Annotated in this window: 25 protein-coding genes; 5 read left to right on the top strand and 20 right to left on the bottom strand. The window is 37.0% G+C overall.

Going from position 1 to position 24,988, the window contains the following annotated elements; all coding sequences use genetic code 11:
- Positions 1-126 precede the first annotated feature (126 nt).
- The 3 genes from HMPREF2979_RS03160 to HMPREF2979_RS03170 are packed head-to-tail and all read left to right on the top strand — an operon-like array spanning position 127 to position 1,866.
- A complete protein-coding gene (locus tag HMPREF2979_RS03160; RefSeq protein WP_014632494.1) occupies positions 127-453 on the top strand; it encodes a PadR family transcriptional regulator in 327 nt (108 codons plus the stop codon).
- Positions 440-1,024, top strand: coding sequence for a DUF1700 domain-containing protein (locus tag HMPREF2979_RS03165; protein ID WP_070655079.1), 585 nt, complete (start codon positions 440-442; stop codon positions 1,022-1,024). Before HMPREF2979_RS03160 ends, HMPREF2979_RS03165 begins: the two co-directional genes overlap by 14 nt.
- Positions 1,021-1,866 carry a DUF4097 family beta strand repeat-containing protein gene (locus HMPREF2979_RS03170; protein WP_083312365.1) on the top strand — a complete coding sequence of 282 codons (846 nt, stop codon included), beginning with the start codon at positions 1,021-1,023 and terminating at the stop codon, positions 1,864-1,866. Before HMPREF2979_RS03165 ends, HMPREF2979_RS03170 begins: the two co-directional genes overlap by 4 nt.
- Positions 1,867-1,903: 37 nt before the next feature.
- Here HMPREF2979_RS03170 and HMPREF2979_RS03175 read toward each other — a convergent pair whose 3' ends face one another.
- Positions 1,904-4,273, bottom strand: a complete 2,370-nt coding sequence (locus tag HMPREF2979_RS03175; RefSeq protein ID WP_070655083.1) for a YhgE/Pip domain-containing protein — start codon at positions 4,271-4,273, stop codon at positions 1,904-1,906.
- A gap of 128 nt (positions 4,274-4,401) precedes the next feature.
- Here HMPREF2979_RS03175 and HMPREF2979_RS03180 point away from each other — a divergent pair, with 128 nt between their 5' ends.
- On the top strand, positions 4,402-4,941 hold the full coding sequence (locus HMPREF2979_RS03180) for a TetR/AcrR family transcriptional regulator (RefSeq protein WP_002885702.1): 540 nt from the start codon (positions 4,402-4,404) through the stop codon (positions 4,939-4,941).
- Positions 4,942-5,017: 76 nt separating this feature from the next.
- Here the strand turns inward: HMPREF2979_RS03180 and HMPREF2979_RS03185 are convergent, their stop codons facing one another.
- Positions 5,018-5,380, bottom strand: a complete 363-nt coding sequence (locus tag HMPREF2979_RS03185; protein WP_014635189.1) for a DUF1304 domain-containing protein — start codon at positions 5,378-5,380, stop codon at positions 5,018-5,020.
- Positions 5,381-5,495: 115 nt separating this feature from the next.
- Here HMPREF2979_RS03185 and HMPREF2979_RS03190 point away from each other — a divergent pair, with 115 nt between their 5' ends.
- Positions 5,496-5,684, top strand: coding sequence for a hypothetical protein (locus HMPREF2979_RS03190; protein WP_002885644.1), 189 nt, complete (start codon positions 5,496-5,498; stop codon positions 5,682-5,684).
- Positions 5,685-5,866: 182 nt separating this feature from the next.
- On the opposite strand, the gene rpsD is transcribed toward HMPREF2979_RS03190, so the two are convergent.
- The 18 genes from rpsD to yfmF form a co-directional block, all read right to left on the bottom strand.
- Complete coding sequence (gene rpsD, locus HMPREF2979_RS03195) at positions 5,867-6,478, bottom strand: 30S ribosomal protein S4 (RefSeq protein WP_002885833.1); 612 nt, start codon at positions 6,476-6,478, stop codon at positions 5,867-5,869.
- A 198-nt stretch (positions 6,479-6,676) separates the two neighbouring features.
- Positions 6,677-6,979 carry a Veg family protein gene (locus HMPREF2979_RS03200; protein ID WP_002885699.1) on the bottom strand — a complete coding sequence of 101 codons (303 nt, stop codon included), beginning with the start codon at positions 6,977-6,979 and terminating at the stop codon, positions 6,677-6,679.
- 29 nt (positions 6,980-7,008) lie between these two features.
- A complete protein-coding gene (gene dnaB, locus HMPREF2979_RS03205; RefSeq protein ID WP_002885809.1) occupies positions 7,009-8,370 on the bottom strand; it encodes a replicative DNA helicase in 1,362 nt (453 codons plus the stop codon).
- A gap of 43 nt (positions 8,371-8,413) precedes the next feature.
- On the bottom strand, positions 8,414-8,872 hold the full coding sequence (gene rplI, locus HMPREF2979_RS03210) for a 50S ribosomal protein L9 (protein WP_002885729.1): 459 nt from the start codon (positions 8,870-8,872) through the stop codon (positions 8,414-8,416).
- 1 nt (position 8,873) lies between these two features.
- Complete coding sequence (locus HMPREF2979_RS03215; protein WP_013991330.1) at positions 8,874-10,838, bottom strand: DHH family phosphoesterase; 1,965 nt, start codon at positions 10,836-10,838, stop codon at positions 8,874-8,876.
- Positions 10,839-10,911: 73 nt separating this feature from the next.
- On the bottom strand, positions 10,912-12,813 hold the full coding sequence (gene mnmG / locus HMPREF2979_RS03220; protein WP_048790838.1) for a tRNA uridine-5-carboxymethylaminomethyl(34) synthesis enzyme MnmG: 1,902 nt from the start codon (positions 12,811-12,813) through the stop codon (positions 10,912-10,914).
- 181 nt (positions 12,814-12,994) lie between these two features.
- Entirely contained in the window at positions 12,995-13,606 is a 612-nt protein-coding gene (locus tag HMPREF2979_RS03225) for a MarC family protein (protein ID WP_021144748.1), read from the bottom strand.
- Between the two features lie 19 nt (positions 13,607-13,625).
- On the bottom strand, positions 13,626-14,747 hold the full coding sequence (mnmA, locus tag HMPREF2979_RS03230; RefSeq protein ID WP_021144749.1) for a tRNA 2-thiouridine(34) synthase MnmA: 1,122 nt from the start codon (positions 14,745-14,747) through the stop codon (positions 13,626-13,628).
- 144 nt (positions 14,748-14,891) lie between these two features.
- Positions 14,892-16,601 carry a glycosyltransferase family protein gene (locus HMPREF2979_RS03235; protein WP_070655084.1) on the bottom strand — a complete coding sequence of 570 codons (1,710 nt, stop codon included), beginning with the start codon at positions 16,599-16,601 and terminating at the stop codon, positions 14,892-14,894.
- Positions 16,602-16,730: 129 nt separating this feature from the next.
- Positions 16,731-17,429, bottom strand: a complete 699-nt coding sequence (locus HMPREF2979_RS03240) for a transglycosylase SLT domain-containing protein (RefSeq protein ID WP_070655086.1) — start codon at positions 17,427-17,429, stop codon at positions 16,731-16,733.
- A 183-nt stretch (positions 17,430-17,612) separates the two neighbouring features.
- On the bottom strand, positions 17,613-18,194 hold the full coding sequence (locus HMPREF2979_RS03245; RefSeq protein WP_002885621.1) for an aggregation-promoting factor: 582 nt from the start codon (positions 18,192-18,194) through the stop codon (positions 17,613-17,615).
- Positions 18,195-18,494: 300 nt separating this feature from the next.
- Positions 18,495-19,289: an energy-coupling factor transporter transmembrane component T family protein gene (locus tag HMPREF2979_RS03250; RefSeq protein WP_070655088.1), complete on the bottom strand. Its 795-nt coding sequence runs from the start codon at positions 19,287-19,289 to the stop codon at positions 18,495-18,497.
- Positions 19,282-20,124 (bottom strand): energy-coupling factor transporter ATPase, encoded by an 843-nt coding sequence (locus HMPREF2979_RS03255; RefSeq protein WP_070655090.1) that lies wholly within the window; start codon positions 20,122-20,124, stop codon positions 19,282-19,284. Before HMPREF2979_RS03255 ends, HMPREF2979_RS03250 begins: the two co-directional genes overlap by 8 nt.
- On the bottom strand, positions 20,100-20,930 hold the full coding sequence (locus HMPREF2979_RS03260; protein ID WP_070655092.1) for an energy-coupling factor ABC transporter ATP-binding protein: 831 nt from the start codon (positions 20,928-20,930) through the stop codon (positions 20,100-20,102). The genes HMPREF2979_RS03255 and HMPREF2979_RS03260 overlap by 25 nt, the downstream gene beginning before the upstream one ends.
- 12 nt (positions 20,931-20,942) lie before the next feature.
- Positions 20,943-21,485, bottom strand: coding sequence for a CDP-diacylglycerol--glycerol-3-phosphate 3-phosphatidyltransferase (gene pgsA, locus HMPREF2979_RS03265; RefSeq protein WP_048676458.1), 543 nt, complete (start codon positions 21,483-21,485; stop codon positions 20,943-20,945).
- Between the two features lie 12 nt (positions 21,486-21,497).
- Positions 21,498-22,355: a helix-turn-helix domain-containing protein gene (locus tag HMPREF2979_RS03270; protein WP_070655094.1), complete on the bottom strand. Its 858-nt coding sequence runs from the start codon at positions 22,353-22,355 to the stop codon at positions 21,498-21,500.
- Between the two features lie 58 nt (positions 22,356-22,413).
- Positions 22,414-23,691, bottom strand: coding sequence for an EF-P 5-aminopentanol modification-associated protein YfmH (gene yfmH / locus HMPREF2979_RS03275; protein WP_070655096.1), 1,278 nt, complete (start codon positions 23,689-23,691; stop codon positions 22,414-22,416).
- Position 23,692: 1 nt separating this feature from the next.
- Positions 23,693-24,943: an EF-P 5-aminopentanol modification-associated protein YfmF gene (gene yfmF, locus HMPREF2979_RS03280; RefSeq protein ID WP_070655098.1), complete on the bottom strand. Its 1,251-nt coding sequence runs from the start codon at positions 24,941-24,943 to the stop codon at positions 23,693-23,695.
- Between the last annotated feature and the right edge of the window lie 45 nt (positions 24,944-24,988).

The raw sequence follows: 24,988 nt of genomic DNA on the forward strand, positions 1-24,988 counted from the left end.
GTTATCCCTATTATATAAATTTTTTATATATAAAATATTGACATATCTTTCTAAAAGAGATACACTCAATGTGTAAAATAATTATATATAATTTTTATACATATCCTAAAAGCAAAGGAGCACATTATGTATTTTCCAACATCGTCAATCCTGATAGAGTTCCTAATACTAGCTATTATAGATAGAGAAGACTCTTATGGCTATGAAATTAGTCAAACCATTAAGCTTGTGGCTAATATCAAGGAGTCAACACTTTATCCTATTCTAAAAAAGCTTGAAAAAGCAGGCTATATGACCACTTATAGCCAAGCATATCAAGGGCGTAAACGTAAATATTACAGTATTACCCAAGAGGGAAAAAATCATCTTCAATTTCTTAATGAAGAATGGTTAACCTATAAAGAAACCCTCGATGGTATTGTAGAAGGGAGATTAAGACATGACAAGGACTGAATATATAGCCAAATTAACAAAATATCTACGAAAATTACCACAAAAGGACTATGAAGAGGCTCTCGAATATTTCATGGAATATTTTGAAGAGGCTGGACCTGAAAATGAAGCTCAGGTTATTGCAGAATTGGGTACACCTAAGGAAGCAGCACATGAAGTCATTGGTCGTCTTCTAGACGAAAAGATTATTGAGGAAAAGAGTAGCTTACGTAATAAAACAACTATCCTCTGGATTGCGATTCTAGCTGTTTTAGCCAGTCCAGTCGCCTTACCAATTCTACTATTCTTCCTAGCTATGCTATTGACACTTCTTGTGGTTATTTTTGCAGTTATAGTGACTGCCTTAGCTCTTACTTTTGCCTTACTCATTAGTGGTATTTACACTTTCTTTACAAGCTTCTCTCTCTTAAATGTTTCACTAGCTTCAACACTGTTTGGAGTGGGGCTAGGTCTATTGATGTTTGGAGGAGCACTCTTACTGCTTTTGATTTCATTTGAAATCTGTAAATTTATTGTAAAGCTAATTACCCTATTGATTAAATGGCTCATCAAGAAAGGAAGAAAATCATGAAAACTTGGAAAAAGATTATCCTCGGAGTGTCTCTTCTCTCTCTATTTTTAGGAGGAGGATTAGTAGCTTGGGGTTATAGTCAAGGTGGCTTGACAGATTTACAAAATCAAACTAAAAGTGAGCAAGATTATGTCAAGAAAGAAGTTAAGGACTTCAATAAAATTGATATTAAAAGTAGTAGCTACAATGTGCTTATTAAAAATGGTGACGTTGACAAAGCAACGCTTTCTTACTACCAAAAAACAAAAAATCCAATTGACATATCTGTAAAGGATGGTCAATTGACTATCAATGATAACAACTCTGAATTAGATTCGACTTCTAACAAACATATTAACTTTTTCGGATTAAAAGATTTAGTAAGGCTTTCTACTCTCAAAAAGGAAGTCAGAAATAAAACCATTGTCATTACACTCCCTAAAAAACAAACGATTGATTTTTTAAAGGTTGATTTAGCAACTGGAAATCTAGATTTAAGTAATAGCACCATCAAACAAGCAGACATCAATCTAAATGTAGGGAACCTAACTTTTACTAAAATGATTGTCAGCAACCTAAAAGCTAATCTTGATGTTGGTAGTGTTGATAGTGATCATACACTTTTTACTAACTCAGATTTATCTATTGCAATGGGAGATTACTCTGGAGATAACCTGATTTTCAATGGTCACAATAAACTTGATATTACATCCGGTGATATTGAAATAGCTCTTAAAGATTACACGCTCAATGTTCAAGCCGATAGTCATTCAGGAGAGGTGGACATCACAAATAACCTTAAGATTTCAAAGGATAACACACTAACCATTACCTCAGACCTCGGTGATATAACTGTTGAATAACATAAAAAGCCAGCTCACATTAGAGCTGGCCTTTAGTTTATTCATTTTCAGACTTTGGTCTATAAATAATAATACCTACAACTACAAAAATAAGTAAGAAAATGAATAACATACGTACTTGATCTGAGATCTGTCCTGTCATTGAAATAGTTTGACGAAGACCTGATACCGAGTAGGACATTGGTAAGAATGGTTGGACGACCTTAAAGAACTTAGGACTAAGTTCAATTGGATAAGTTCCTGCACTAGAACCTAGCTGCAAAAGGAGCATAATCATAGAAGCAAATGCACCATATCTATCATCCCAACCCACAAGAGCTGTAACGAGCGCCATTAAAGTCCATGCTGCAAGGAGAATCATACCAAATGTAGCTAATGGATGATTTGGTTCAACTCCCACAAATCGAATGGCAATATAAAGGGCAATTGCAGCCAAAGTCGTAATGATACCATTGATAAAGAACTTATTCTTAGCCCAATCAAAGCGGCTCGTAAAGTTTCTTCCTGTCAAGCTCTTAGCAAAGATAACATTAGTTGAAAGAGCGACAACCATAAGAGAAACAGAAATCATATATGGAGCCATCCCTACACCATTAGTGTCAACCTTATCCTTATCAGTTTTCTTCTCTTTAAGCGGAGCACTAACCATTTTTGCATTGTCTGAGTTTACAGAAACAAGAGATAATTGCTGATTAGCCTTGTTTAATGAATCAGATAATGTAGAAAGGTTGGTTGACAGACTTGTCAATCCATTTGTTAAGGTATTTCCTCCAGTTGCTAATTGTTGAGCTCCTGTATTGAGAGCACTTGTACCACTCTGAAGAGTAGCAAAACCAGTCATTAAACTACTACTGTTAGCATCTAGAGTTTGAGCACCACTGGCAATCGTTGACACAGCACCAGTATAAGTTGACAAACCATTTGAAAGTGCGCTTGCACCTGTTGCTAGAGTACTTTGAGCGGTTGACACACCTGATGCCACTTGAGTTGCTCCTGGTGATAATTGATTGACAAGTACTGAATTGACATTAGCAATATTAGCTTGCATTGATGATACCGTTGATGAAGCTACAGGGAGAAGAGCATTCGCCGAACTTGCAATGCCTGAAATAGACGTTTGTAGAGAAGCCAAACTACTTGAATCTCCGCTACTAGTTGTTGTCGTACCTGTCAAGCTAGATAAAGCAGTTGACATACTTGACACATCAGATGCAATAGTTGAAGCATAACTACTAGCTGTAGAGCCTGCATTACTAATTGCAGATGTAATCTCCGCTTGTTGATCTGCCGTCAAGCTTTGATAAGCAGCTGTTCCTTGTACCGCAGCCAAATCATTTGCTTTATCAGTTGCACTAGCTGTAGCTATAGAGCTAGCTGCAGAAGAAATATTTGAAAGATAAGTCGCTATTGAACTTGTATCTACTGATGTTGTTGATGTTCCACTTGGTAATGATGTATTACTTACCGCTGTATTAAGATTTTGAATTGCTGTATTTAAATCAGTTAAATTAGTTGACAGGGTTGACAACTGTGCTTGCTGTTCTTCAGATAAACTTGTTGCTGTAGCCATTTGACTGAGCGCTGTTGACAACGAATCTGCACCTGTAACTAAGGTATTCATGGCCTCTGCTCCTGATACAAATTGACCTGCAGCAGAATTAACAGCCTCAGAGTTCGCATTTAACTGTGACAAAGCGCCTGACAAAGTTGACACACCTGAAGTATAGGCAGACGCGCCTGAACTCAAGGTATCAACACCTGCAGCCAATGTTTGTGTAGAGCCAGCAAGTGTTCCTAAACCATTTGATAAGGTCTGACTCCCAGACTGAAGTGCGCCTGCACCTGCATATAATTGACTAGCCCCATTCGCTGCAGTTCCCATACCACTCTGAAGTTGAGACATACTCCTAAAGACAGCTCCAACATAAGTTGACGTAATATTTTTAGAAACGGTATCCTTCAACTTAGACATGGCAGAATCGCTCATTTTTGAAGAAACGAAGCTATGTCCTGCTGTTGTTTGATAAGAAATTTCCAGTTTCTTAGGATCATTTGTCAAAAGACTTGCTGCATTACTTGAGAGGTTTTCTGGAAAAGTGATTACCATATAGTAATCACCATCCTCAATTCCTTTTTGGGCTTCATTTTCAGTCACAAAGTGATAGTCTAGATTTTTGTTTTTAGACATATTGTCTACCATATCATGACCAATATTCAGAGTCTTATTCTGGAAACTAGCACTCTTATCTTTGTTCACTACTGCCACTGGTAAGTGTTTGACATTACCGTAAGGATTCCACATAGAAGACAAAAAGATTAGATTATATAAAGCAGGTATCAATGAGACACCAATAATAGTTATCCAGAGCTTTGGACTTTTAAGAAGAGCCTTTAATTCTGCTAACATATTTCTCCTTTTTAGACATTGTGTTTATTTTTATGATATAATCAATTATAAACTCATTTACCTGAAAATCAATGTTAAACAATCGCTTTTTGGACATATAGTCTAAAAGTGTATAAAAGGAGATTTGTATGTCAAAAGATCAAAGACGCGCGCAAACAAAAAAAGCTCTTTTAGATGCTTTAGTAATATGTCTTGAAGACCAAGATTTCAATGATATTACTACCATTCGTCTGGTTCAAACAGCTGGGATTAGCCGTTCGAGTTTTTATACCCACTACAAAGATAAGTATGAAATGATTGATAGTTATCAGAAAGAGCTTTTCCACAAGCTAGAGTATATCTTCGATAAATATGAAGGAAAGAAAGAGGGAGCCTTTCTCGAAATCTTTGAATTTCTCACTCGTGAAAAGCTCCTATCAGCTCTATTGTCTACCAATGGATCAAAAGAAATTCAAGATTTTCTGATACATAAACTTCAGCGTATGATAGCTGAGGACTTCATTGATCCCACTGCTGAAGAAAGAGCTCTCAAAGGATTCGAGAAAGACTATGCCAGTATTTATTTTGCGCATGCTATTTTTGGCGCTTGTCAAGCCTGGATAAATAAAGGTAAAAAAGAATCACCTCAAGAAATGACAGACTTTCTTCTACGATTTATTCCACAATAAAATCACTTCAAAAGCATAAAAAAGCTGCAAACCATTTCAATAGTTAAAGCAGCTTTTTTCTTTTACAATAAAATCCTTAAAATAAGGAAATGATAAGTGAAAGCAAGGTCAAAATTGCGGGTCCGCCTTGCGTTAAAATAATTTTCTTATTGGCAGTTATAGCTCCATAAATAGCAGCAAAGAAAACATTGAGTACAAAAACAGTTACAAGTAGCTGACTATTTGTAAAAATTCCATACAAGAGGAATACAGCAATCAAACCATTGTAAATCCCTTGATTTTTAAATAAGTTTGTAACAGAATCACGTTGAAGTTCTTCTTTGCTCATATTGAAAACACGACTAGTCGTGTCTGAATGTGTCGCAAAAGTTTCCAAATACATGATATAGAGATGCTCCAAAGCAACAATCCCAGCTAAAATTAGTGTAATAATAGACATAGTAGCCTCCTTCTTAAATAACTTTGATAGTATATCAAAAGTGAACCTTTAAAACAACATGTACGTTTCATACAATTTGAAATATGGTAAAATAAAGAATGAAAGAGAGGTTCTTATGACAAAGACAGAAGTAATCCAACGTCTCCAAAAAGATCTGGGAATTCCCAGATTTCAGGCTTATATAGAGGATAAAGATTACTCCGAAGAGGAGTACGACCAACTAAAAAAAGATTTTGAAGCCTATTTCACTAACTACGTTTCAAATGTTTCAGCAGATTTTGAAGGCGGATTGGATAATAAATAATTTATACCTGAAAATCATCTATTATCATATTTCCCCCCTAGTCACTTGTATTAGACTAGGGACTTTTTTATTAGAAAACAAACTTGTAACTAAACAAATAACTGAATAAACCTAGAAATCAATGATTTAAGATAAACAAAAAAGCCCATAACAACGGGCTTTTTGCAAAATGAATTTTAAAATTAAAGCATTTTGTTGTAGAATTCAACGACAAGTGCTTCGTTGATTTCTGGGTTGATTTCATCACGTTCTGGAAGACGTGTCAATGAACCTTCAAGTTTTTCAGCATCGAATGATACAAATGCTGGACGTCCGATAGTAGCTTCTACTGCTTCAAGGATAGCAGGAACTTTAGCTGATTTTTCACGAACTGAGATTACTTGACCAACTTCAACGCGGTATGATGGGATATCAACACGTTTACCGTCAACAAGGATGTGACCGTGGTTTACGAATTGACGTGCTTGACGACGAGTAGTTGCAAGACCGAGACGGTAAACAACGTTGTCAAGACGACGTTCCAAAAGAACCATAAAGTTGAAACCAAGTGTTCCACCTTTAACTTTAGTAGCTTGTACGAACAAGTTACGGAATTGTTTTTCACCCAAACCGTATGAGAAACGAAGTTTTTGTTTCTCAGCCAATTGCAAACCGTACTCTGAAAGTTTTGAACGGTTGTTTGGACCGTGTTGACCTGGTACGTAGTTACGACGTGCCAATTCTTTACCTGTGCCTGTAAGTGAGAAACCAAGGCGACGTGATTGTTTCCATGATGGACCTGTATAACGTGACATTAATAATGTCCTCCTATAAAAAAATATTTTTAGGAAATAACGTTTTAGATAAACCTGATTCGTTCAGAAAGACTTCGCCCAAACAGCAAAGGTTACTTTTCTAGCCGACTTCCTGTTGACGAGCTTCATTTTATCCTGCTATTATTTCACATACTTTAGTATTTTACCACGAAAAAAAGCCCAAGTAAAGGCTTTTTCTTATTTATTTTCGATTTCAGCTTGTTCCTCAGGACTCAAATAACGAATGAGAGTCTTCTCAGTCAAAATATCTGAATAAGTGTAAGATTCAACATAACTATTATTAATAGCTCCTGCTTGAGAACTGAAGTCTTGATATTCAACAATAAACAATGATGGATAAACTTCTGTCAATCGACCAATTTTATTCTTTTCACGTTTACGTCCATTCTCTAGGGTCAATTCTACTAGCTGACCTTCATGTGACTTAATAGCTTCCTTGATGTTTTTCATCTTAGCAACATCTGCAAATGCATCACTCATATGTATGTATATCTCCTTAAATCTGAAAATTATGATTCCTCAAACTGAGCAATCGATGAAAATTTATTGTATTCTTTTTGGAATAGTAACTTGACTGTTCCACGCGCACCAGCACGGTTTTTTTCTAGGATAACTTCGATGGTATTATCTTCAATCGCATTCTCTGGTTCTTCACCTTCTTTTCGGTAGTAATCATCACGATATAAGAAGGCTACAATATCGGCATCCTGCTCGATAGATCCTGACTCACGAATATCAGACAAGACTGGACGTTTATCCTGACGTTGTTCAACCCCACGAGATAACTGACTCAAGGCAATTACAGGAACTTTAAGCTCCTTGGCCAGAATTTTTAACTGTCTTGAAATATCTGAAACCTCTTGTTGGCGATTTTCTGGTCGCGTCCCTGTAATCAACTGCAAATAGTCGATCACAATAAGACCGAGACCACCCTCTACTTCTTGTGACAATTTACGGGACCGTGCACGAATCTCAGTAATCTTTATACCCGGGGTATCATCTATATAAATAGGTGCCTCAGCCAATGCCCCTTGAGCAATCATCACATTATTCCAATCTTGCTCTGTCAATTGACCTGTACGTAAAGCATGGGAATCAATCATCCCTTCAGCTGCCAACATACGATCAACCAAGCTTTCTGCCCCCATCTCTAGTGAAAAGACTGCAACAGCTTTATTTTGCTTGGTGCCAACATTCTGAGCAATGTTCAACACAAAGGCCGTTTTACCAACTGCGGGACGAGCTGCTAAAATAATTAATTGATCAGGGTGTAAACCTGTTGTAATCTTGTCAAGGTCACGGAAACCTGTTGGTAACCCAGTAACATCTGATGTTTGCTGTGAACGCATCTCCAAAGTATTAAAATTGACATCAAGAACTTCAGATATTTTGCGGAAACCACTACGATTGCTATGCTCTGAGACATCAACTAAGGCTTTCTCAGCATTCGCAATAATTTCATCAGATTCAGTTGCACCCTCATATGCTTGGTTGACAGTCTCTGTCAATCTATTTATAATACGGCGAAGCATGGCTTTCTCAGCCACAATCTTAGCATAATACTCAGCATTTGCGGATGTTGGGACACTATTGACCAAATCTACAAGATAAGAAATACCCCCTATATTTTGGAGGTCATCTTGGTCATCTAGAATGGTGCGTACTGTCGTGGCATCAATGGCATCATTTCGATCCGACAGCGTTACCATTGCTTTAAAAATGACACGATGGGAATACTTGTAAAAGTCGTCTGCTTCGATAAACTCTCGAACTGTAATCAACTTTTCCGGGTTAATGAAAATAGCCCCTAGAACAGACTGTTCCGCTACTAAATCATGAGGTTGCACTCGTAATTCTTGAGCTTCTGCCACAATTATTCCCTCCTTTACAAGATTTACTTATAGTGTCAACGAATTACTCAGCACTATTTTTGATGTTAAGTTTAATTTGTGCACTCACTTCTTTATGAAGCTTTACAGGAACCTCAATTAGACCAATCGCACGAATAGGATGTTCAAGTTCAATATGGCGTTTATCAACTTTAATACCAAATTGTTTTTGAAGTCCTTCTGCAATCTTTTTGGCTGTAATTGAACCAAAAGTACGTCCGTCTGGTCCGACCTTCTCAGTAAATTGAAGACGATTTTCTTCTTTTTCAAGTTGCTCTTTAACTTGCTTCGCTTCAGCCAACAACTCTGCTGCATGTTTTTCTTCAGATTTTTGCTTACCTTTCAACTCACCGATAGCTTGGTTTGTCGCTTCCTTGGCAAGATTCTTTTTAATCAAGAAGTTTTGAGCGTAACCTGATGGTACTTCTTTAATTTCGCCTTTTTTACCTTTACCTTTAACGTCTTGTAAGAAAATAACTTTCATTTTAGTCCTCCTTGGGAGCCAATTCTCCCATAATAGTTTCAATCAATTTATTTTTTGCTTGAGCAACACTACAGTCTCGCAATTGGCAGGCCGCTAAGTTGAAATGGCCTCCACCACCCATTTTCTCCATAATACGTTGTACATTAATCGTTTTATGGCTTCGAGCAGATATATTCACAGTAGAATCACTGGTCCTAGCGACAACAAAAGTTGCTTCGATACCTGCCATGGCAAGCATCGTATCTGCTGCCTTAGAAATCACAACATTATTATAACATTTAGGATTATCACCTGAGGCAACAATGATATCATCTGTAATACGTTCACCTGCTAGAATTAGCTCATTGATACGTCGATACTCTTCAAAATCAGTGGCAGAAATCGTTTGGATTTCTCCACTATCACTTCCTAAACTACGCAGATAAGAGGCGACATCAAAGGTTCGACTAGTCACACGAGTTGAGAAATTTTTAGTATCCAACATGATACCTGCCATAAGGATAGAGGCTTGGATTTTACTTAAACGTTCTGGGGCACCTTGGAATTGCAATAACTCCGTAACCAATTCACAGGCTGAGCTCGCCCCACTTTCAATAAAGGTCAAAACAGCATTTTCAGGAAAATCATCATCTCGACGGTGATGGTCTACAACAATAACTTCATTAAATCGATCATAAAAATCCTTAGATAAGGTTAAATTGATTTTAGAATGGTCAACCATAATTAACAACGAATGTTGGTTGACTAACTCTTCGGCCTCTGAAAGTGTAATAAGAGGTGACTGACCATCTTCTTTTAGCCGTTCGACTGCACGCTCAATATCTGCATTCATAGCCGTATCATCGTAAACAGCATAGCTTTTTCGAACAATTTGACTGGCAAAATGAGCCATACCGACCGTTGCCCCTAGAGCATCCATATCGAGATTCTTATGTCCGACAACAAACACTTTTTCGACTGTTTTCAACTTATCAGAGATTGCAGTCATCATAGCCCTTGTTCTTGTACGAGAACGTTTTACTGTTGAAACAGAACCTCCTCCAAAATAAAGAAGTTCCTTGTGATCATCGTTTTCCTTGACAACAGCTTGATCTCCACCGCGAACTAGTGCGATATTCAGATTCTGCAAGGCAACCTGACCGATTTGATCATGCTTAAGCGTACCAAATGAAATTCCCATGCTCAAAGTCAGTGGTAAACCACGCTCCTGAGCCTGCTGACGGAAATCATCCAAGACAGAAAACTTTTGATCCATGAATTCTGTCAAAACACTGTAGTTGGTGAAGAAGTAAAAACGATCACCTTCAATACGTCGATAATGAATATGCTTGGCCTTAGCAAACTCAGAAATAAACCCTGCCACGAATGTGTTGATTTTTGAAACATCGGCATCGGGTAAACTTCCCGTCACATCGTCGTAGTTATCAACTGAAATAATCCCGATAACAGGACGAGTCATATTTGGATCAGCATTTTCATCTTGATCATAAACATTGTCAATAAAATATGTCAACTTATTGTCAAAATCCACAAAAGCGGCATATTTATTGTCACCAACGGTTATCACATTCGAAGGTGAACCCTTTCGTTTCTGGGAAATAAAATCCGCAATCAACTGCTTATTGAAATTTCCATTTTCATCCGAAAGTACTAGCTTCGCATAGGGGTTGAACCATTCAATATGATCGTTCTCATCAAAAGTAATAACCCCAACAGGCATCTTTCCGAGAAGGGTCTTCAAAGAATCTTCAACATCCTGATTCAGTTCATCTAATTGCTCTATTTCTAAGGACTCATATGTTGTCTTTTGGTAATGCAATAAGGCAACAACTACTACCATAATAATAAAAAGCGCAAAAATGAGTGCAGACTCCGATTTTAGTACGCGAACAAAAATAGTAGCAATTCCAAAAAGAATTAGCCCAATCATTACAAGATGAATCGTTGCAAAGTGAAATCTTTTCATATAAAACCTCTTAATCTAACAATTATAACATAAAAAAGCCTTAATTAAAAGGCTTTTAAACGTGTTAGCACCGTTAGTCTACTTTCCTGCGGGCCTTATTATTACCTTCAAGATAAACCATCAGAATTGAGATATCTGCTGGGTTGACCCCTGAAATACGACTCGCTTGACCAATGGTCTCAGGATTGATTTTCTTAAATTTTTGACGAGCTTCGGTAGCGATGGAATCAATAGCATCCCAATCAATATTTTTTGGAATCCTCTTTTCTTCCATACGCTTCATCTTAGCTACTTGATCCAAAGCTTTATTAATATAACCTTCATACTTGATTTCGGTCTCAAGCAACTCTACTATCTTCGCGTCCAAATCTTCTACAGCTGGACCTACAAACTGAGTAGCTGTGGCGTAATCAATCTCTGGTCTACGCATAAACTCTTTAGCTGTCATGGCATCTGTCAATGGCTTAAAGCCTAGAGCTTGAATTTTTTCATTCGTTTCTTTAATAGGTTTTAATTTTTCTTTTGACAAACGTGTCAACTCGCTGTCAAACTGATTTTTCTTAATTTCAAAGATACGCCAACGTTCATCGTCAACCAAACCAACTTCTCGACCAATAGGTGTCAAGCGCATGTCAGCATTATCATGACGTAATATGAGACGATACTCTGCGCGTGATGTCAATAAACGATATGGCTCCAAAGTTCCTTTCGTGACAAGATCGTCAATCATTACACCAATATAGGCATCACTACGTTTGAGAATAAGTTCAGGTTTACCTTGAACTTTAAGAGCCGCATTGATACCAGCAACTAGACCTTGACCTGCTGCCTCCTCGTATCCAGAAGTTCCGTTGGTCTGTCCTGCTGTAAAGAGACCTGAAATCAACTTCGTTTCAAGTGTTGCACGTAGTTGATGAGGGAGCACGATATCATATTCAATCGCATAACCAGTTCGCATCATCTCTGCCTTTTCGAGACCTTTAATTGAGTGAATCAACTCTTTTTGAACATCTTCTGGCAGACTAGTTGACAGGCCTTGCACATAGACTTCCTCAGTCTCTCTTCCTTCAGGTTCAAGGAAAAGTTGATGGCGATTCTTATCGGCAAATCGGACAATTTTATCTTCGATTGATGGACAATAACGAGGTCCCACCCCCTTGACAATACCTGAAAACATTGGGGCACGGTGTAAATTGTTATTGATAATATCGTGGCTCTCTTGATTCGTATAAGTTAGCCAACAAGGAATTTGATCCTGAAGATAATCTTCATCCTTCGACAAGAATGAAAAATGATTCGGCTTTTCGTCACCTGGTTGAATTTCAGTTTCTTCATAATTAATTGATGATGCCTTGACACGAGGAGGGGTACCTGTTTTAAATCTTCCTATTTCAAGGCCAAGATCCCTCAAGTTATCTGCCAATGTAACAGATGCAAGACTATTATTAGGACCTGAAGAATATTTGAGCTCACCTAGGATAATTTCACCACGCAAAGCTGTTCCTGTTGTGACAACAACCGCTTTAGCTCCATATTTTTGATTTGTGGCTGTTCTGACACCAACTACCTTACCATCTTCAACAAGAATTTCATCAACCATGGACTGACGGAGAGTCAGGTTTTCCTGACGCTCAACTGTATGCTTCATTGTCATAGCATACAAGGCTTTATCGGCTTGTGCACGTAAAGCTCTGACAGCAGGTCCCTTACCGGTATTCAACATTTTCATCTGAATATAAGTTTTATCAATATTTTTACCCATCTCTCCACCAAGGGCATCAATCTCACGGACAACAATTCCCTTGGCCGATCCCCCAATGGAAGGATTACATGGCATAAAAGCCAGCATCTCTAGGTTAATAGTCGCTAATAAAACCTTACATCCCATGCGGGCTGCAGCTAAGCTAGCTTCCACACCAGCGTGACCAGCACCAACAACAATTACATCAAAATTTTCATCAAACTCGTAAGACATTTTTTAGATTTATGCAGTGATTTACAATCAACTGCCCATCCTTTCTTTGTTTTTTTCCTACAAAAATAGCCAAAACTCCAGAAAACTGTACGCAAAAACGCACAATTCTCATGAGCTTTGACCATCATGACTATTGTTAAAGTTATTTTATCAAATCAAATCGTTTTGTCAATGAAAATCACTATTTAATCAAGGTCTGCACACTGACGATAATCATCTGTATACCTATTGAGAATAGTAAAAGTCCCATCATTTTCGTGATAATTTTCATCAAATTTTCTCCCAAGAAGCCTGCAATTTGTTTTGCACTTCTTAACAGGAGATAAGTGATGACACATAGTAGAGCAAAAGCAACTACGGTTATCAGTTGATTCTGCAAACCTCCATTAGCCAGACTTAAAGCAGTTGTAATTGTACCTGGTCCCGCAAAAAGTGGCATTGCAAGAGGAGAAATAGCAATAGACATTGGATCTGAATTTACTGCTTGCTGCTCCATTCCTTTATAGCTGGGTGAATGATTACCATTAATCATATGATAACCGATAACGGCCACTAATATTCCACCAGCAATTCTGAAAGAAACAATTGTAATTCCAAATACTTTAAAAATGAAATCTCCTGAAAAGATAAAAACAGTTATAATAACAAAGGCAATCAAAAGACTCCTAAAAGCAATTTTTCGTGAAATTTTTTGACTATCATCTGCTACTAAAGCCATGTAAGCAGGAAGATTTGAAATTGGGTTCATTATAGCGAAAAATGCCATAAATGCATAAAAAAATTGAGAACTCATCGTTTTTACTTAACTCCAGTTAGATATACTGACAAACTTTTCCGTCTTTATACGCTTGGTCAATAATACCGCCGCCCAAACATTCCTGACCATCATAGAAAACAACGGCTTGACCTGGTGTAATAGCACGCTGAGGTTCAGCAAAAATCACCTCTGCTTTATCACCTTTAACCTTTACAGTAACTTTACTATCAGGTTGACGATAACGGAATTTTGCTGTACATTCCATTTCAAATTCTTCTGGCATATCTCGAGTAAAGTGAATCATTGAAGCGTCAAGAGAAGTTGACATCAAGGACTCATGGTGGAAACCTTGACCCACGTAAAGAATATTTTTAGAAAGATCTTTTCCTACTACAAACCAAGGAGCATTATCTCCACCTTTTTGGCCACCAATACCCATACCACCACGTTGACCAATGGTATAATACATGAGTCCATTGTGTTCACCCATATCACGACCATCGACAGTCATCATACGACCTTTTTGAGCTGGTAAGTATTGACTAAGAAACTCTTTAAAGTTTTTCTCACCAATAAAACATATTCCTGTTGAATCTTTTTTATTGGCTGTTGCAAGACCTGCACGTTCAGCAATCTCACGAACTTCTGGTTTTTGTAGATGTCCTAAAGGAAACATCGTTTTCTGCAACTGCTCTTGCGAAAGTTGACTAAGGAAGTAGGTTTGATCTTTATTGTTATCTGCACCACGCAACATATGGAAAATGCCATCTTCATCGCGAACAACTTGAGCGTAATGTCCTGTAGCCACATAATCCGCTCCCAATGTCATCGCATAATCTAAGAAAGCCTTAAACTTGATTTCCTTATTACACATAACGTCTGGATTAGGGGTACGGCCTGCACGGTACTCTGCTAAGAAATACTCAAATACACGATCCCAGTACTCTTTTTCAAAGTTGACAGAGTAATAGGGGATACCAATCTGATCAGCTACTGCTGCTACATCTTTATAATCTTCGGTTGCTGTACACACACCAAATTCATCTGTGTCATCCCAGTTTTTCATGAAAACACCGATTACATCATAACCTTGCTCTTTTAAAAGTAAGGCTGTTACTGATGAATCAACGCCACCACTCATACCGACAACAACACGTGTTTTTGAATTATCAGTCATAGATAACTCCTCCCATCAAATAAAAATTAACATAGACTTGAAGGGTCTAGTTATTCAAATATCGATTTGAAGGTCGATTTTGAAGCGTAAAAGCACGCAAGCTTAATTATATCATGATTAAAGAATAATGCAAAAAGGTTACCACTAGGCAACCTTTTTGATACTTATTTTCGTGTAAAGCCACTGTAAACCTATTACTCCCAAGACTATTATTGGAATCAATAACGCTACAAATAGCCATCCTGGCTCCTTATAACTTAACACAAGTTTATTCTGTCCTTCTTGTGATGAAACGGTCGGTGTACCAATCGTTGACAAGCTATAGTCATCCTTGTCTAGTTCTTTACCATTTAGTGTCAAGATAGAATCTTTATAGACAACTATCGGTAGATTCTGTTTCTCCCCTTCAGCAGCCTGCCAAGTTAATACAAGATAACCATCTTCGAGTAGCTTTTCTGCCTTCTGATTCGTAACGATATTTTCGTAATAAAGATCATAAGTGTTCTGCTTACCTATTGTCCCATAAATAGGTACGTAATCTGGTGTGGGTTTGACAACTAAATTTAAAAACTGTGACAAGTCACTGTCATTCATGGTAAGACTTATCGTCTGATAATCTCCTTCAACGTAAGTATGTTTAACAATGGAAATAAGTTCACCATCTTGTGCCGCAGTTTTTACACGATCGGTAGTATCCATCATATTCTGAATGAGACCAACACCCGCAAAGGCAAAGAGTAAAACAGCAATACTTTTTCGCCAGTTTACAAATCGCGTGACCGTTAACCCCGTAATTGCTAAAAGTAAAATGGTAGCAGGAACAAAGAACCTAAATGGAAATTGGATCAGTTCAGCAAATGTATTTCCATTTTCTACTAGATACTGCCACGGAAAAAGACCTGTCGACAAGAAGAAAAAGACAAAATAAATAAAATGCAGTATTTTTTTCCATCTAGCAAATTTCTTCCAATTCAAAACAGCGTAAAGAAACTGTAAAATGAGTAACACCATTAATGAAATTGGGGTATATAGCCAGTATCTTGCTGTCCCATCTATCCCATTCTTACCAATTTCTCTATTTATAAATGGATCTAGGAGATGATTAGTCCCTCTCAAATATAGGAGTACTAACCAGACATTGACAGTCAGTAAGAGGAACAGAATGACTGCTATAAGGACTTGTACGAAGGTTTCCTTTTTCTTAGCTATAGGAGACTTTACAAAAGTGTAAAGATAAAAAGGAAGATACATCATCACTAATATCAAAGCACTGAGTACGTGAACCTGAAAAATCAATGCCATAGATAAGGCAAGTCTAATTGGTTCTACTTTTTGATAAAAGACATAGTGAATTGCTGGAATAAAACAAAAAGGTAGTAAAGCTGCTCCCCAACTAGAGAAACCCTGTCGCATCGTCCAGTATTGGATAGAGAATGTTGTCGCATAGAGTAAACCTAGTGACAAGGAAATTGTTGTCTTAACTTTACACTGCTTGAGCAAGGCATACATTGAGGACTCGGCTAGTATATGTAGTAATACCCTTGACACAATCTGATAACGAAACCAAGTGCCACTTACTAAAATAAGCCCTCCTTGTAAATAGGCAAAAAAAGGACCGTAAAGAGCATTGACAATGCGGCCTGACTGTTGGAATCCATATAAAGATAAAAAGTAAGAAAGGTTACCATTTTTTAGTTGCATAGCAGCTTCATAGAACCTGTTATAGTGAAAGATGGAATCTGAACCTAAAATGACTTTTCTTGTAAATAGTTGTGGTGTAACCAATAACACAGCAAAAGCTATAATAATCAGAGAAACCCACAACTTTTCTCTTGATTTAAAAATTTGTTTCATTGCTATACCTTTCATTCCTATTATAACAAAAAGGCCATACCCTACCTAGTAATAACAAATAGCTCTATAAAATAGATTACCTACATCCAAATTAAAAAGCTGAGAGTATGCTCCCAACTTCTATTAATATTAGTAATTCCAAGCTGACAAACCTTGTGCGTTATAGGCATTCAAGGCTGATTGAATTTGATCCTCAACTGTTGCAGTAGAGCCCCATCCAGGCATTGTTTGAAAAAGACCTGATGCACCTGAACCATTTGCTGCAGTATGATCACCATTTGACTCACGCGCAATAATAGACTCCCAAGTTGACTGAGGAACACCAGTAGCTGCTGCCATCTGTGCCGCCGCATAAGAACCAACTTCTCCTGCAGTGTTCCCATTTGAGAGAACAACTGACCCACTACCAGTTGCAGCAACCGAAGGAGCTGTTCCAGTATTTTGAGTCGACGTAGTATCATTATTCGTTGAAGCAGCGCTTGTAGTAGCAGTATCTGACTGAGACTTTTCAGCTGCTTCTACCGATTCTCCTGTTGTTTCTGACTGAGGCTTACTTTCTTCAACCTTTTCTTTATTAGCTTTATTCTCTTTACTTGAGCTAATTTCTGTTGATTTAACTAAATCTGCTGTCGATTCTGATGTTGTTGATGCTGTTGAAGGTGCTGGGGTAACAGAATCTGAAAATGCATTAACCAACCCTTTATTAATTAGTGTAGAAAGTGAAACTGCCAGAATGACAATAAAACTTGTTACAATTGCTACTGGTACCGCCAATGATTTCTTCGCTGCTAATTTGATACGGCGTCCCTTATAACTTTTTTTAAACATAAATCCCTCCTAGTTAATTCTAGTTACATTCATCATAACCTAGTAATATTACTGCCGATTATTTGTATTATGTCTAATGTTACAATGATTTATCATTTTAATAAAAAAATGCCAAAATTCTGGCATTTTCCCCTTATTTGTATGAGGTTTTACAAGTTTTCCTCATAAGTCAGTAATAATGATTTAGTACCAACCATTAGCATTCCAGAAAGCAAGAGCTGCTGTCCATGAACCATAACGGCTTGCGACATAATTATCTGCTACCTTCTCTTGATTTTCAGGAGACAAGTCTCCGTTCAAATATGATGATGCTAATTGGTAACGTCCATAATATTGCCCATTTTGAGCTGTATAGCTACCGCTTGACTCACGTTGTGCGATTTCTTCTTTGGCAGCTGCCTCTGAAGAAGAAAGATTTGTATTGGTTGCTTGAGTATCTTCACTTTGTGTAGACTCTGTTGATTGTGTTGATTCAGCAGCTGCTTCTGTTGTAGCTGTTGTAGCTGAAGGTTCTGTAGTCTCTTCAGTTGTTTCATTAATTGTTAAGTTTTGACCAATAGAAATCTTATTGGCATCTTGAATACCGTTTTTTGAAACGATTTCATCTACGGTCGTACCATTTTTCTTAGCAATAGCTGAAAGTGTATCGCCTTTTTGGACTGTGTAAGTTTCTGCATTAGCTAAAGCTGTTGCTCCAAGTGTTGCTACTGTAACAAGTCCAAAAAGACCTAATTTTTTAGTGTTAGATGTATTCTTTTTTTGCATGATGATGCTCCTTTATCTATTTATAGTCCAATCCATATTAGTCAAAGATTTTAAGTTGTTTTATTGTTTATGACTAATAGGTAAATCAAGTGGCTTACTCTATATAGGGATTTCTCAATCCAGACTAAGCTGAAGAACTATAACCATGTATCTATAATACCTTGGAAATATAACATCCCCTTGTTAGGGATATTAAAAATATTACAAGTAGGTTGGGATTAGACGAAAAAAGAACGCCTACGTGGGCGTTCATCTAAAACTTCTAGGTCTTAAGACCTAGTTTTTATTTATCTCAACGAATTAACTCTTAAGATAAAAAAGCATTAATCCTAAAGCTAAAATAGCAATAATTGATATGGTATCTCGACTATTCCATGAAAGTCGACGATATTTTGTTCGTCCTTCACCACCTTGATAGCCTCGTGCTTCCATAGCAATCGCCAGAGCATCTGCTCGTTTAAAGCTTGATGCAAACAAAGGAATTAAAATAGGTATTATTGATCGTACTTTTTGAATAATATTTCCTTCACCAAAGTCAACACCACGCGCCTTTTGAGCATTCATAATACGAGTTGTATCATCCATCAAAGTTGGTACAAATCGTAGACTCAAAGATAGCATTAAACCAATTTCATGTGCTGGCACTTTGAAAACAGTAAGAGGTTTTAAAAGTGATTCAACTGCATCAGATAAACTTAAAGGTGTTGTCGTTAGAGTAAGTAGGGTGGAAAAACTAATAATGAGGATAAATCTAAGGAATATCATCCAACCTTGATTTAAACCGACTTCCGTAATCTTTAAAAAGCCGATAGACCAAAGCACACTCCCTTTTGTATTGAAGAAAACTTGAAATAGGGTAGAAAATAAAATAATCCAAATCATTGGTTTGATTCCACCTAAAAAGAAACCAAGTTTTATTTTAGACAAGAAAACCAAGAAAAGTGTAAATAAAGTTATTACAGCATAAGTTAAAGGATTATTAGCCCAAAAGATAATAACAATATAAATCAGCATGGCTAATAATTTACTTCTAGGGTCTAATCGGTGTATAAAAGAGTCCCCAACAATATAACGTCCAATAATTAACTTATCCATGCGACACCACCTCTACGAATTCCTCGATTGTAATAGGGAGACTTTCAAAGTGATAACCTTTTTCTTGTAGCTGTAGCGCAAACTCCGTTATTTTAGGAACACCTAACTGCTTTTCTTTAAGAAAAGTAACCTTTTGAAAAACATCTTTAGGAGCTCCCGACAACACTAGTTGCCCTTTTTCCATAACATTCACAGCTGTTGCATAATCGGCAACATCATCCATCAAGTGAGTTACTAAAACAATCGTCATCCCAGAAAGATGTAACTCCTTAAAGAGAGACATCAATTCCTTCCGGCCCTGTGGATCTAGACCAGCAGTCGGTTCATCCAGCACTAGAATATCTGGTTGCATAGCTAGAATCCCTGCGATGGCAACACGTCGCATTTGTCCCCCTGATAAATCAAAAGGATTCTGTCCATGAAACTCTTCTGGGAGGCCAACTAATTTTAGACTTTCAATAGCACGTTGTTCTGCTTCTTCCTTAGAAACTCCGAAATTTTGAGGTCCAAAGGCAACATCTTCTAAAACAGTTTCTGCAAATAACTGACTTTCTGGAAATTGAAAAACTAAACCTACCTTCTTACGAATTGGTTTTATGTCCTTATTCTTTGATTGACTGGTTATAATCGTATCATCAACGTGAACCTGACCACTAGTGGGTAAATAAAGGCCATTCAAGAGCTGCATAATAGTAGATTTACCACTTCCTGTATGTCCAATAAAGGCCGTATATGAACCATCTTTTATCGTCGTCGTCATATCAAAAAGGGCACGCCCCTCAAAAGGAGTACCCGCTTGATAGATATAACTTACATTTTCGAGAGAGATTCCCATAGTCGTTCTACCAATTCCTTTTCTGTCAGATAGTCTTCACAATCAATCAGACCTTTATTTCTTAGCTTTTGAGTTAATAATGCACTAAAAGGGATATCTAAACCTAAGTCAACTAACTCTGAGCCTCTACTAAATAGTTCACGAGGACTTGAAACAGACTCCACTTTACCTTTTTTCAAAACCAAAACACGGTCACTCAAAGCGACCTCATCGAGATCATGAGTAATTGATAAAACAGTCATTCCGTACTCTTTACGAATAGCTTTAATAGATTGAATCAATTCCTGGCGACCTTCTGGGTCAAGCATGCTGGTTGCCTCATCCAAAATCAAAATAGATGGTCTCATAGCTACAATACCTGCAATAGCCACACGTTGTTTTTGGCCTCCAGATAATCTAGCTGGCTCTCTATCCTTAAATTCTGACATTCCCACAAATTCCAGAGCCTCTTGAACCCTTGAAGCCATTTCTTCATAGGGAACACCTTTATTTTCAAGACCAAAAGCAACATCATCTTCAACAGTTGCCCCAACAAATTGATTATCTGGATTTTGAAAGACCATACCAATCTTATCACGGATATCCCAGACATTGTCTTCTGTTAATTCTTGACCATCAACAATAATCTGCCCAGACTCTGCCACTAATAGTCCGTCAATAAGACGTGCTGTCGTGGATTTTCCAGAACCATTATGCCCTACAATGGATAACCATTCCCCACGTTTCACGTGAAACGATACATCATCAAGAATATAGGATGGTTGATCTTGATGATATTTAAACTTTAAATTTTTTATTTCAATCATTGATTTATCGTACTATTTGAAAGTATCCTTAAATAAGAAACCTGCACCTTTGAAATAATCATAGCCTGAGTAAATTGTAAAGAACAAAGCAATATAAAGCATAATTGTTCCTACAAAATGCAGATGACACAATAATAGAATAATAGATAACATCTGAGTCACTGTCTTAATCTTACCAGGCATAGCTGCAGCGAGAACTGTACCACCGTTCTCCACTAATAAAAGACGAAGACCTGTGACTGCAAGCTCACGACAGATAATAACTGAAACCACCCAGGCTGGCGCTTGATTAATACCGACTAACATAATAAATGCTGACATCACTAGCATCTTATCTGCCAATGGATCTGCAAATTTCCCGAAATTAGTAACAACATGCCATTTTCGTGCCAAATAGCCATCTAAATAATCTGTAATACTGGCAATAGCGAAGACAACCGCCGCAGCAATATGCATGACATTACTTGACGCAAGTGATGTCATCAGTAAAAAGATAGGAATCAAAATAATTCTAGCAAGTGTCAATAAATTAGGTAAATTTTCTTTTTTAAACATTTCTTCTCGATTCTATTGGATTCTTAATGTGAGGTAGCTAGGTGTATTTTTATCTAATTGAGATAAATCAAGTGACTCCCCATTTACCTTTAGAGTTACTTTTGAAGATTGAGCAATAATAATTTGAGTTGGTTTAGTTTTATCAGAAAAATCTAAAGAGTACTTTGATTTTTTCGTTTTTGAAAGTAGATAACTCTCTGAAGTATCTGAGTTATCTACTGAAAACCATGTGTCATCACTATCTTTTGATAACTCCACATCTAAAACTACTGAAGAATTTACATTGGAGAAATCAACCATTAGTTGATTGCCTTGAGTTGTCGTTGTAACATTTGCCCCCGAAACGGTAACCTCAGAAATGCTTCGTGACGATTTAGCCTTACTAGCCGTTGACAGATGATTAACTGTAGAGATAGTATTTGGTTTTATCACCTGAGGTTGATTAGAAAGATGTCTAATAATAATATAACCTACTGAGCAGATGATAAGTAACGAAACCGCACTAAGCATTAGTAAAGGTAGATAGTTAGACTTTCTTTTTTCTTCACGTTTATGCTTTAAAAAGCGTGACATGGGAGCTTTAGCAGCTAAGGTATCTTCCTTACGTTCAACTGGTTTCTTCTCTTTTTTTAGTTTTTGCTCATTCTGTTTCTGCTCCTCAAACAGACGTTTTCCATCTAAACCAACCGAAGTGGCATACTTTTCAAGCGCCTCTTGCTGAATGTCCTCTGGCAAAGCTTTAAGTTGATCCATTTCCATAGCCAGAAGAAACTGGGCTTCGACTCCAGAAATTTTTTCTACATCATACAAACTTAACTCTTTCTTTATACGCGCTGCACGTAATTGCTCACCTAGAGAGTGTAACTTCATTTTTCCCCTTTCTAATATTCTTCTTTGTTTTCGTGTCTCTATTATAGCAAATAATCACTTATTTAGGGAAGACAACAAAATCGGTAATCTCCATATTTGAGAGATAGTGATTCAAAAAATCCTTCAACTCCTTGGAAGTAATGCTCATCAGTTCCTGACCAAAATCAAAGTATGTTTTATCATTCTCAAAATACGCTAAATATTGGCTACCTAAATTCTGGACATTGTCTAGACTACGTAAAAATTCACCATACAAAGCTTTTTTTTGTAAATCCAATGCTTCTTCCGTCAACAATCGTTTTTTATCTGCCGATGTCATCACCTGACGAATTAAACTTGACATACGGATTGGTTCTGCAGTGTCCATAGTCATAATGACAAATGAATATCGATTAGATACCTCGTATTCAATTGACACAGACTCGTCTATTTTTCCTTCAGCATACCAATTTTGATAATAAGGAGACGTCCAGCCAAACAGTAAATTGAACAATAACTGTACCAGTATATTTTCTCTCATACGATTATCAGTAAAAGGAACACTCTTAAAACCAATGGCTAGTTTTGAGATGAATATCTCCATTTGAAGACTATCTAATTTTTGGATATCTGACTCAATGGGGTGCTTTTCTTTCTCGACTATTCTCTCAGGTGGTGTAAACTTACTTTGTTTTTCGTTGACAAAGTTGTAAATTTTTTCAACATCAAATTCGCCCACTAAGACGAGATGACAGTTTGCTGGCCTGTAAAAGCAATCAAAATTATCTTTCAAGTCCTTTACAGTGATTTCTTCAATGCTATCAACACTTCCAGCAATGTCTTGACCTAATATAGTATTGGGATACAAACTTTGTAAACAACCTAGATAAACTCTGTAGTCAGGATCATCCTGATACATATTTATTTCTTGTTCAATAATTCTTTTTTCATGATTGACAGCATCTTCAGAACTTGTAAAGCTCGATGTAAATTTTAATAAAAGCTCTAAAGACTCCTCAAAGTGGTCAAGGGTAGAAAAATAATATGTTGTCTTCTCCAATGTTGTAAAAGCATTGACATCAGCTCCAAGCTTGACAAAATCCAATGTCACATCCCTTCCCTGATCATCCTCAAATAGCTTGTGTTCAAGAAAATGAGCAATACCTGCAGGGTAAGATTGTAACTCACCATCAATATAGAAGTGATTATCTAGCGCCCCAAAATTTGTTGACAAAAAGGCGGCTTTTTCTACAAATCCTTTTTTCTTAATGATTGATAAAGACATACCACTATCTAAAATTGCTGAATAAACTTCTTCATCAATTTTTTGATAATAACGTTTCTTCAAAGCAGCCATTCTAAGACACTCCTTCTAAAAAGAACAAACTCTGTAGCTTAACTTGACGCGCTACACGGCAAACATCTTTTTTAGTAACCTTCTCAATCTCATCTAACCAATTCTCCAATGAAAGACTTTTATCGCCAAAAATTACCTTATTAAAACATTGTTCCACTAATGTTAAGGCATGATCTTCAGAGAGTAAGGCATTCATTCGTATGATTTTTTTGGTTTGATTCAGGAGAGAACTTGAAAAACGTCCTAATTTAATGTAATTCAACTCTCTACTAATTCCTCGCATAGCCTGATTTCTATTAGATTTTTCAATTCCAGCGTAAACTTCTAGTAAACCTGTAAAGATATCAAATTGGCTACTAATTGAATAAGCTAAGCCTTCCTTTTCTCTAAGTGTTGTAAATAAAGCTGAATGGGCAAATTCACCAAACATGGCATTGAATACAATTAAAGCAAAGTAATCTTTATCTCCATATTGATACGGAAATTGGTACCCTAGCTGTAAAATAGATTGACTACTCTGTCTCGGTTCTATCTTTTCTTTCACAACGTTGACATAAGGTTGACTATAGCTAAACTGTAAATCAACTTGACGTCCCTCCAAAGGAAAACGATGTAACGCTTGGAGTACTTGATAATCATCAAATTCTCCAACCATAAAGATATCAATACGATCTCTTGTCAACATGCTTTGAAATTCTTGATAAGCTGTAAACGAGGTTTCTGCTTCAACAAGTTCTGGTTGACCATATTTGGGAACTTTCAATCCCTCGTTTACAAAATAAAGCTCTCTTCCCTTAACTTCACTGTAATAGTAATTATTCTCTGTGTCAACATCCAGGTAGGTCATTAAATTTTGTTTTTCTATGTCAAATACTTTATTTTGGTATTGAGCTACTCTTGACAACGGCTTGTAAAGACACTCTTTCAAAAATCCTAGCACTTCCCAAAATAATCCTTCATTCGTAGGGATAAAAGCATCTTTCAGATATGTCAACTCGATGTCAACGCTATGCGTCAATCCTTTAGTTGACACTCTAGTTGACAACTGTGTTCCATAAAGAGAAGCTAGTCTCTCTTTAAAAGACTGTACTGTTGAATACGTCTGATTGGCTGTAGCCAACATTTGTGAAACTAGGGCTCGTTTAGCAATTGTTTGTTTATTCAAAGAACCTGTCATTCGAAAAACAATACGATTAGTTTTATATTTTTGTGTTGGAATGAAGTGTACATAGACACCATCAGCAATTTTCATTGATAACCTCTAAAAAGTTTATGCTTCCAATTATACCATTTTTAT

This window comes from Streptococcus sp. HMSC078H12 (assembly GCF_001814615.1).
GTDB classification, from domain to species: Bacteria; Bacillota; Bacilli; order Lactobacillales; family Streptococcaceae; genus Streptococcus; species Streptococcus salivarius_F.